We start from the raw sequence: 10,124 nt of genomic DNA on the forward strand, positions 1-10,124 counted from the left end.
AGATCCGTGTAGCGCGCGCAGCGCGGCAGATGAGTGCGCCGGTGGGGAATGGCCGGATAGAGAGTCAGGTGTTCGCTATGGCGGCCGTTGGTCAGTCGGCAGCCCAGCAGTACACCAGTTGGCCGGACTCAGCGGCCGCCCGAGCCAACGCGGCGACGCCAACGACCACACGGAGCGCCTCGTCTACATCGAGATCGTCCCCGTCGCGCACCACCGCCGTCGACCACTCTGTCGCAAGGGCTTGCAGTCGAGCCCGTCCGGCACGCAGAAGGTGACCAGTCAGCTCATCGGACAGGACGAAAACTCCGCTGCCGTCGTTGACCCACGGCGCCACCATCCGTGGTTTTCCACCCGCGCTCAGTTCCTTGACCGACTGCCCGGTAAACGAACTCTCCCACGCCAGCACCGCGTCCTCGGCGTAGAAGAACGAGCCCGACACCGTGGCGAAGGCAGACGCCGGGCCCCGGTACCGGACGGCGGCTGCCATACGATCGTCGGACGCCACGAAGAACTCAATAAATGCGCTCACCACACCATCCTGCCCCCGCGCCAGCACTCGATCCGCGGCAGATCCGTGCACTGGTCGATCTTCACGAACTTGTGCAAGGCCGGTACCACTTGCGAACGCCGAGACGAGACGATCGTGCGATGGCATATCGACCACTGCCCAGGCAGTAGCGCTGCAACTCCTGGCGATTGCCTGGTTGCCTGGAACGATGGTCTTGTGCGTCCTGAGCGTGGGAGAGACGTACACGGGACTGCTGGACCCGCCGCTGCCACCGACACCGTGGACGTGGACGTGGACACTCTTGACCCCTGTACGTGGGATGGACCCTGGGCGTGCCCGTCCTCGGACTGGTGCTCAGTTTGCACCGTCGCGAAACGGGCGTTGCGCTGCTGCACGATGCGCTGCTGGTCGGAGCATGCGGGCTTTGCTACGCCGGGCCAACTTCATCCTGTGATCCGCGCCAGCGTGCCGAGAGGTAAGGCCGCTGTTCACGGCGGATCAGCAAGGCCGCGCTGTCCGCGGCTACGGACGCGCAGTGCTCTGCTCGAACCAATCCAGATCCCTCATTCTAGGACCCCGATCTTCAAGGCATTGGTTAGCCTCTGTCTGATCAAACGCCGCGGATCCGGCAATGAAAATTCGCATCGCGAACAGTTGCGATCGTCGTCAATTTGACCTCCGATCCCGCAGTATCGACACGTGCATGGCGCTTTATTCGCCAATGCGTAGTGCAACGCTTCTGAGACCTGCTTGTGGGCGAGGTCGGCGTCGGCGAGAGCTCCGACCGCTTCAGCCCTGACCAGGCTGTCGGCGTCACGTATCCCTTCAAGAAGGATCGACTGCCGTTCTGGATGCCCACGAAGAATGCTCATCACCGAACTACGAAGCACCGAGTCTTCCGCTTCACGCCATCGAATGATCATGGCGTCGCGATCGAAATAGCAACTCAGCCTGGCCGTGAGGAAGCGATTCCGGGTAGGCGCCGCCTGATTCTCGGCTGCAGTTCGGGCCAGATTTAGTGCCTGGGGCCGAAGGTCCTTCGGCACTTGGGCCAGAGCCAGCTGACCCTGACGGGCCAAAAGGTAACTCTTCTTGAAGAGTGTTCCTAGCCAAGTCATGGTCTCCGGGATATCGATCGCATGCCAGTGCGTCATCTTGCATCGAGGTAGTTCACAGAGAAGCGCGACATCGTCCTCGGACTCCTGCAATCGTGCGGTGGCCTCAGAAGCTACGGTTGACCGATCCAATCCGCCGCAGTCCGCAACGAAGTTGATCATACGAGTCAAGTCGGCCGGATCTCTACGAATGGCATTGCCTATCGCGCCAGCCTCCAATTTCATGTAGGCAAGGCCGTCTACAACTCGACCCAGGTTGTTCAAGCGTCTACGCTCGACAGCTTTTAAGGGACGCTGCGGACCCAGTTCGCTGAGCCGTTCCAACAGCCACTTCTTTTCAAGCCGGCCTCGGGCAATGAGGTTTTCTATGCCGCCGAGCGTGACCTCACGGCTGCGATCGACAAGTTGGTAGCCCTTCGCCGCCAAAAGGCCGTCAATCTGCGTACGGATGCGGTGGTCACAGCATTTGTAGGCGACGTCCTGAATCTGTTGCGCCGCGTCAGGTTGGCCGACAGGTAGACGCATCGCGGCGCCGAGCATCGCTGCTTCAAGAGGACCGTCGTGTGCACTTCGACCGCCTAAATCGAAGATTCCGTCATCGGTAATGTGCGGTGGTTCGCTGTCGTCTTCGGGCGGGGACATGGCAACACCGAGACAGAGCGCGAGGGCGTTAGGCTCATCCCAGCGGTGTGCCAGCATCGCCTCCCACACGGGAAGCTGATGCGGAGATATCACCTGGCGCACCAGTTCTCGTATGTGCCTGCGGGCTGCGGACAACGCGGGCATCTGGCAAATCGCCTCGACCGCCTCCAGCGCCCTGTCGGCACCGCGTGTTGCCGTCGAATTCAGACTTGCTATGAGTTTGGAGATCGCATCTTGCGGCGCATCGGGCCGGGACTGAACGCCGGCAGCCAGCGCAAGAAGCGTGTCGAGGCTGTCCTCGGCCGAGGCGATGCCGACCGCAACGGTCAGGACCTCTGTGTTGAGTGCGACTGCCATCGACAGAACGTGTGTCATGGCGGGATCTGCGATGGCCTGACCGAGCAACGACGCACGGGCATCTGGAGCTGCGTCGGCGAGATAGCGAGCTGCGGACGCCTCGACAACGTTCCGGGCTCGTGCGTTTAGGCCACCATCGTCGTCTCGGACGAGCACTCCGGCCTCGTCCCAAAAGTCCAGGCATGATTCGGCCAGAATCCGCGCTGTGCCTGGCGGAAGTCCTTGGTCGGTGTGAAACCGCTTGGCGAGGACGGCAAGGAGATGGCTTTCACGGACTGAGCCGTTGGAAGTGACACACTCCCAGCCGACGATGGACAGTGCGTCGCCAAGGGCCGCCTCGATCTGGCGGTCAGGAAGCGCTGGCATGCTTGTGCCACCCCGCCCGCTTCGGCGTTCCCAGTCGCGCGTGATCCGGCGTGCGACCGAATCCATGAGTTCGGCCTGGCTGAACGTCGACGCAGAGCGTTCAGAGGCGCAAAGCTCCAGTGCTAGGGCAGTGACCAGCAGCGGCGTCTCGCCCAGGTACGGCGTCTGCATCAGATGATGATCAACAAGTTTCAGCCGTGCGTCAGCCCAGATGCTGTCACGTCCGTCGCGCCGCGCGATCGCATAGACGATCGGTTCGGCTATTGCCTGCGGCCGTTGGGGGCTGAGGAGACGTGCACCAGTCCATCCGAGAGTCGCAGCTGAAGCGTAGGCGCTCGATCGCGTTGCTAGGAGCACGTCGCAGTCGACGTGCAGGGCTGTCACGAGTCGCCGGACCCAGCTCACCACCTCCCGACGGTGCTTGCGGGTCTCGTCTAACGAATCCAGACATAGCAGCAGGCTCCCCTGCCTAGCTGACCGTCGGATCACCTCGGTCAAAACGGGACGATCTTCCGGCTCGGCAGCCTCGACGGCCATCACAGCGAGCTCGTCCAGCGGATTGCCCCTCAGCTCAAGTATCCGCAAGTGTTCCCTGCCTAGACCCACTGGCTCGAGCAGACGGCGAAGATCAATCAGGATTGGCAAACACCAGCCACGGCGTGCCTCACACTGAACGATGGCACGCAGCGCTGTGGACTTGCCCGATCCCGGGGCGCCGATCATGAGTATCCGCCCGTAGCGACGGAAGAAGTCGTCGAGTTCGACCTCCTTGTCCCCGCCATCGATTGCGCCGACCCAACTACGGACGTCGGCATCGATCGGGGGCAGATCAGCCCCAACGGAAAGTAGATCGATAGTGCCAGGGCTTCCGAGCCGCTCGCAGTGGCGGTCCATGGCTGCGTCTTCGACGATCTTCCTCGCGGCCGCGCTTGAAGCCCTGTCCGTGACCAGCGTGAAGCGGTCGGCCAGAAGGTCGACCCACTGATCGAAGTCGAGTCCGCTGCGAAGCGAGGCCGACTTGCGATGCGCCTTCGCCAGCTCTGCTACCGCCGCTCGACCCTGGCCGGGGGCCACCACATTGCCGTCGAGCATTGCTATCGCGGCAGACAGAACGCCATGGCGTGCGTGCCATGGGAAGATAGTGATGGACGCCCGGTCGAGCACAGCCTCGCGTACTGCAGGCGCCAAGATGCTCTCAAGTTTGGTGAGCGCCTTCTCCTCCGATGGCGACGGCAACGAAGCATGACGGTCCCGCCTGCGGTCCAGCGCATCCGCCAAATGCTGGATCTCGGGCGAGCCTGACGCGGCCACGGCGACCAAAGGAGTGTCACCGGCCGGGTCGGACGCGACCTGCTGCACCCACTGGTCGATCACCTTGCGGAACGGTTTACCGACCGAAGTCGTTAGGTCCAATGACTTCTTAACCTGCAACAGGACACGCCGCCCGCCGTCAAAGACGACCTCCAGATCGTCGACATCCTCGTCAACCTCGGCCCGGATCACATACGGGCGTCCGCGAGTGCGCTCGTCACCGCTGATCTCGACATCCAGACCACGAAGCCCATGAGCCGCGAGGTGAGCCGCGTAGTCCGCGCGGAAGTCGCCGCCCTGCTCGTTCTCGGAGCCGCCAAGCGGACCTCGGGCCGCCACGCCAGTCGACATCCAGCCATCATGCCTCGGGAGTACGACAATCGGACTCACCGCGGCGAGCATTCGCGCTGGCCACATCCGCACCCGTGGCAGGCGACCTGCCGTGGCGCCGGCCGCGCGTGGCCTCACTCAGTGATCCTCCCGGGCGTCGTCATCGTGGTCATGAAAGTGTTAGCAGCCAGCCGCAACCGGGCGATGACCAGGCCAATCGCGGCAAATGTGCTCAGCCGATCAAGCTTGGTGCGGGCCACTGCGCCTGGTCTTGACCGGGTCAGGGTGAAGTACCAGTGTGAACGGATCGAAGGGCGCTGAGCGGGGGCGATCGGAGACGTGTTGTGCTGGCCGGGTGCGCAGAATGTCCGTGATCTGGGTGGGCGGGCCCTGCGCGGCGGCGGCCGGACGCCGTACGGGAAGGTGTTCCGGTCGGCGGCGCCGGAGCATCTGACCGACGAGGGGTGGGCCGCGGCGAAGGCGGCGGGCGTGCGCACCGTCGTGGACCTGCGTAACGCACCGGCCGAGACACAGCGCCTCGCCGACCACCCGGTCATCCTGCCCGAGTCGTTGCACGGCCTGATCTTCGTTGCGACGCCGACCGAGGACCCCGATGATGCGGAGTTCCTTCGCGTCTGCGGCCCGTTCCTGGACCATCCGTGCTGCTGGGCCGACAACACGCGACTTGCCCCGGAGCGTATCGCCGCCGCGTTGCGGACGGTCGCCCGGGCTGAGCGGGCGGTGCTCGTGCACTGTGCGGGCGGCCGCGACCGCACCGGGATGATCTCGGCGATGCTGCTGCACATCGCCGGCGCCACCGAGGACGCAATCATCGACGACTACGCCACTGGCTGGCGAGGTGCCGGCGCGTACGCCGGACACGCCTGGGTCTACGACGCCGACAAGGGCAACTGGCAGCGGCACCCGCACGCACCGACGGACGCCGCAGTCCTGGAGCGCCAGGTCGCGGAGAGAGTGCCCGCGCTGCGTGAGTGGATCGCCACCTTCGACGCCGCTGAACTCCTGGCACTCGACGACGTTCGTGCGATCAGAGCGCTGCTTGCTCCGACAGCCGCATGAACGACGCCCCGGCATGGGCGGCGAGGCGAGCGATCAGCGGCAGATCCGGCCGACCGACCAAGCGGTCGGTTGTGGTGGTGAAGCCATTCGGCCACTACTGCGCGGTCGGCTTCGGTCAGGCCTGACAGCGGATCGACGCGGTACAACGGCACCGAAATGAGGTGATGTGTGGCGACCCGCCATTGGTGGGCGCCGGTCAACTCGTCGTCGAGCCAGACGAATGCCCGCCCCGCCCGCCCATCGGGTGAGCGCCACGGTATTGCAGTGCAGACTCGCACCGGGCTGCGGGTCGTCCTCGTCGTCGTCCGGCCAGTCGAAGACGGGCAGCGCCGGAAGACCGAGCCGTGGCGCGACCACGTCGTTCGCGTCCGCTGTCCAGTCGCTTGCCCAGGCCAGGTCACGCCCGCCGGCGGGCTCGTCGAGGAGCAGCAGTCGCGGCTTCGCCGCCAGCGCCCGCGCCAGCTCCACCCGCTTCAGGGTGCCGAACGGCGGGGCCGGGCGCCGGTCGGTGCGCGACGTCGGTGAGGTCGAGCTCGCGGAGGATCTCCCAGGCCTCGGCGCGCAACGCCCGGCGGTTGCGACGAGTGGTGGGCCGGGCGACGAGTGCTCTCGCGAGGTGCGCCTGTCGATGCGCGGGCGCGCCGGGGTTCAGCCGATCAACAGCGGACGTACAAGGAAACACCAGATGGCTCCGTCTAGCTTCTTCTCACACTTTCGAAGGGAGACAATCCGGTGCGCAAGCAGATGGTGAGAGCGTTCGCCGGGGCGCTGGCGGTACTGGTGCTGACCGCGCTGGCCGCCGCCCCCGCTCAGGCACGACCGCAATCGACGGAGAGACTCACGTCCGTCGCCACAACCTCGACGATCATCGATCCCACTACCGGAGCGGAGATCATAGTCGCGTTCCAGATCGACGCCGCGGCCATGGCCGCCGCCCGATCGGCGATGGCCGCTACCGAGGAGGGGTGCCGGACCGTGACGTCCTACTACATCATCTACTTCTCGATTCCCTACTACCGGGAACTACTCCGGTGGAAGTTCAGGCACTCGTGGTGCTGGGAACTCCGCTCGGTGAATCAGGTCACCACCTCCGAGGCCCGCGTCGCCAAGGACCCGACGATCAAGATGACGGGCACGTGGAACAAGTCCACCGGCCGCGTGCCCGCCGCCGTCGTCGAGACCAAGTTTCAGGGCATGAACTTCCAGTACTGCCCAATAGTCGGCGCAGCCGTGGCCTGCTTCGGCCAGTTCGATCCGATCATCGATGTGGACCTCTCCTGGCGGGGCGCGTACATCGACCACACCCAACTCGGCTGACGCCCACGTCCCACGTCCGGGTCGCCGTTGCGACGGCGGCCCGGACGACGTGATGTCCGAACCCCCGGGCGCGAAGGCTACGTCCGCTTCTCGGCAGATCCGGAAGCCAAGATCGCGTGGAGCTGGCCACGAAGTGACAACGCTGCCGTGTCACGACCGTCCGCGGGCCGGATCGGTTGCATCATCTTCGGCTGCGACGGTCGGATCTGTTTGTCGGCTTCTGGTGTGGCGTCCGGGGCTACCCGGGTCTTTGCCCGTGGTGACGCTGGTGTGGCGATCCGTGGGGTGATGATCTGTTCGGGCGTCGTGTTCATCGGCGAGGGTGCCGATGGGCGGCGAAGGGCCGGTTGCAACGTCGGTGTGCGCCCTACCGACGACGATGGCCGACCCGTTTACGCGGACTCGGAGCCGACCGGTCTCGCACCGCCGGCAGCGGCTCCTGAATGGTCGTCCTACCGCATCGGTGAGGACAAGGACTCTGCGCGATGTTGAAGCGGATCCATCCGACCCGGCCACCATCCACGAGCCAGGGGAACGACATCGGCGAGTCTTCACGCCCGGACAAGGAACTCATGTCGGCACCGGAGGAGACAGTCGAACCGTCGACTCATGATGTGCATGGCCGGATGTGTCGGGCCGGTCCGGTGCCCGCGACAAGCGTGACGGGCCGGCCCTTGTGCATAGGCAGGACCGGCCCGTCATCGCACACCGTGGCAGGTGCCGGACCAGCGTACGGCCCACCGGCCGCCCACCGCCGACGACGCTGCCGCCCAGGCCGGGAACCTGACGATGCGAGCCAGCCAGGAGGATGTCGGCCTGCCGCCCGTCCCGGTGGAGGCATCCACGATGCACCTCGTGGGCGCCTCGGCTCCGGGTCACCGCCATCCCAGCTTGGCAGGAAAGACGCCGAGGCCCCGGGGCGGCGGAGCCGCGGATGACGGACCCGGCCGGACGGACCCGGCAGCGTCGGCGGCCACCGCGCTCAACGGTGGCCTGGACGAACCAGGGCCACCAAGTCCGGTCGCAACCCCGCTACCGGGCCGGTGAACAGACTCGAACGACACCCGGAAGCGGCGAACCACCCGAGACCTCGCGCCCGGACACCACCGGACCGGCCGTGACGGTACGCGCACCGCCACCACCAGGAACGGACCACACCGGACGCGACCCCGCTCGAACAGACGAGCAACCTAGGAGCAACCGAGGTCCACAGTGGACAAACACGTGACCTGTTTTCGCAGGTCAGATGGTGCGCCGCCAGGGACTCGAACCCCGAACCCGCGGATTAAGAGTCCGCTGCCGGCCCACACAATACTCCAGATACCAAGGTAGCAAAGGCGAGTCCTCGTAGCAACCCGCCAGTCCTCGCCCGTCCGGGCAGGTGTCGGCTGGTTCGGCCGTCGGCACCGGGTACGTGATCACCGACAGAGCGCCCGGCCAATGGAGGAATCCAGTTCCGTTCTACCCGTCCGTCCGCACTGGCGAACATCCGAGCAACCACGGAGCAACTACACGGCGGAATCGCCATAATCCGGGACTCCTCCGATTCCCGCCGCCGCATGCGCGACCGATGTGGGCGCGGGGAATCGGCACGTCGATCGCAGACCACCATCCATCCGCGCGACCCCATCCGGACTATCGCACGGGTCCTAGCGGCGGGCGATCCCGCCGACCACGAGGCCGACGGTTGGAGAATCCCTGCGTTCGGAGACCGGGCATGATCGACTCAACTCTTCTGCCGATGAGCGGATGTCTGGTCGGGATGATCGGCGTGTGTTGATGGTCGTTTGGTTGGTATCGGTGGAGTGATGCGCCTTCCTGCAGGCTGTCGCTGGGTGGTTGGGTGGGTGGCCGAGTCGTTTGGGGAGGTTGTAGTGGATCGTTTGCTGGTGGCCGTGGACTCTGCGGTGGGGGTGCGTGCGGAGGATCTTGCTGCGGTGTGGCGGGATGATCCGGAGGCGGCGGCGGTGGGTCCTGCGTCGGTGGGCGACGGCGGCTCGGGTGGGCGGGTGTTCGTGCCTGGTCTGGTGGAGTTGGTGGTGGTGCCGCTGGCGGTGAATTTGGCCAGTACGGCGTTGTATGAGCTGGTGCGGCGGTTGGTGGTGCGGTCGTCGGCGCAGCAGGCTTCGCAACCTGCTCCTCAGCCGGTGCTGGATCTTGAGTTGGTCGAGTCGACGACTCCGGATGGTGATCGGGTGTTGGTGGTGCGGACGCGTTCGGTTGGGTCGTGACGGTCATTCAGATCCGGGAGCGGTCTGCGGGCGCGGACGGCTCGTTCACGGTCGAGGTGTCGGTCGATGGTGGAGTGTTCGAGGCGGTGGTCTCGGATCCGTTCGACGCGGCTATGGAGCGGGAGCTGGTCTGGTACTTCGAGGAGCATCTTCGGTTTCCGTTCCTGGACTGGGATCGTCGCGACCGGGCGGCGGCCGGGTTGGCCGAGTACGGGCGGGTGTTGTTCGGGCAGGTGTTCGCGTCGGAGCAGGCGCGGTACCGGTACCGGCGGTTGAAGGATGTGGCGTTCGAGGGGTGCCGGATCGAGGTGGTGGGCTCGGCCGGTTTGCAGCGTCTGCACTGGGAGACGCTGCGAGACCCGGGGCTGGACACGCCGCTGGGCGTGCGGATGCCGGTGATCCGGCGGGTGGCCGGGTTGGAGGACCGGTTCGATCTGCCTGCCGACCGGCCGGCGGTGAACATCCTGGTGGTGACCGCGCGTCCGGACGGGCCCAGAGATGTGGGGTATCGGACGGTGTCGCGGCCGTTGCTGGAGGCGCTGCGGCAGGCGCAGGTGCCGGTGACGGTGGAGTTCGTCCGGCCCGGTACCTGGGCGGCGTTGCGGGCGGCGTTGCAGGCCAGGTCACAAGTGCACGGGACGGGCTGGTTCCAGGTCGTGCACTTCGACGTTCACGGCCTGTTCGGGGACCATCGGACGTTGGAGCAGGGACGCCGGGCCGGGCGGTTGACGTTCGACCCGGTCGACATTCCGACGTTCACCGGTCAGCAGGGAATGTTGTTCTTCGAGACGGCGACCGAGGGAAAGGCCGAACCGGTCCCGGCCCGGCAGGTGGCCGAGTTGCTGGCCGAGCACCGGGTGCCGGTGG

5 protein-coding genes and 1 pseudogene are annotated in these 10,124 nt (G+C 65.8%); 4 read left to right on the top strand and 2 right to left on the bottom strand.

Annotation, left to right across the window (positions count from 1 at the left end):
- Window positions 1-91 precede the first annotated feature (91 nt).
- A complete protein-coding gene (locus tag Voc01_RS52385; protein WP_203935299.1) occupies window positions 92-529 on the bottom strand; it encodes a hypothetical protein in 438 nt (145 codons plus the stop codon).
- 542 nt (window positions 530-1,071) lie between these two features.
- A complete protein-coding gene (locus tag Voc01_RS52390; RefSeq protein WP_203935300.1) occupies window positions 1,072-4,650 on the bottom strand; it encodes an NACHT domain-containing protein in 3,579 nt (1,192 codons plus the stop codon).
- Window positions 4,651-4,968: 318 nt separating this feature from the next.
- Here Voc01_RS52390 and Voc01_RS52395 point away from each other — a divergent pair, with 318 nt between their 5' ends.
- The 4 genes and pseudogenes from Voc01_RS52395 to Voc01_RS52410 all read left to right on the top strand — a co-directional run.
- A complete protein-coding gene (locus tag Voc01_RS52395) occupies window positions 4,969-5,709 on the top strand; it encodes a tyrosine-protein phosphatase (protein ID WP_203935301.1) in 741 nt (246 codons plus the stop codon).
- Window positions 5,710-6,441: 732 nt separating this feature from the next.
- Window positions 6,442-7,026, top strand: a complete 585-nt coding sequence (locus tag Voc01_RS52400; RefSeq protein ID WP_203935302.1) for a hypothetical protein — start codon at window positions 6,442-6,444, stop codon at window positions 7,024-7,026.
- Window positions 7,027-8,900: 1,874 nt separating this feature from the next.
- Entirely contained in the window at window positions 8,901-9,257 is a 357-nt protein-coding gene (locus Voc01_RS52405) for a hypothetical protein (RefSeq protein WP_203935303.1), read from the top strand.
- A pseudogene (locus tag Voc01_RS52410) lies at window positions 9,254-10,124 on the top strand (hypothetical protein); the annotation flags it as partial. The gene Voc01_RS52405 and the pseudogene Voc01_RS52410, both read left to right, overlap by 4 nt.

This window comes from Virgisporangium ochraceum (genome assembly GCF_016863655.1).
In the GTDB taxonomy this organism is placed as follows: Bacteria; Actinomycetota; Actinomycetes; order Mycobacteriales; family Micromonosporaceae; genus Virgisporangium; species Virgisporangium ochraceum.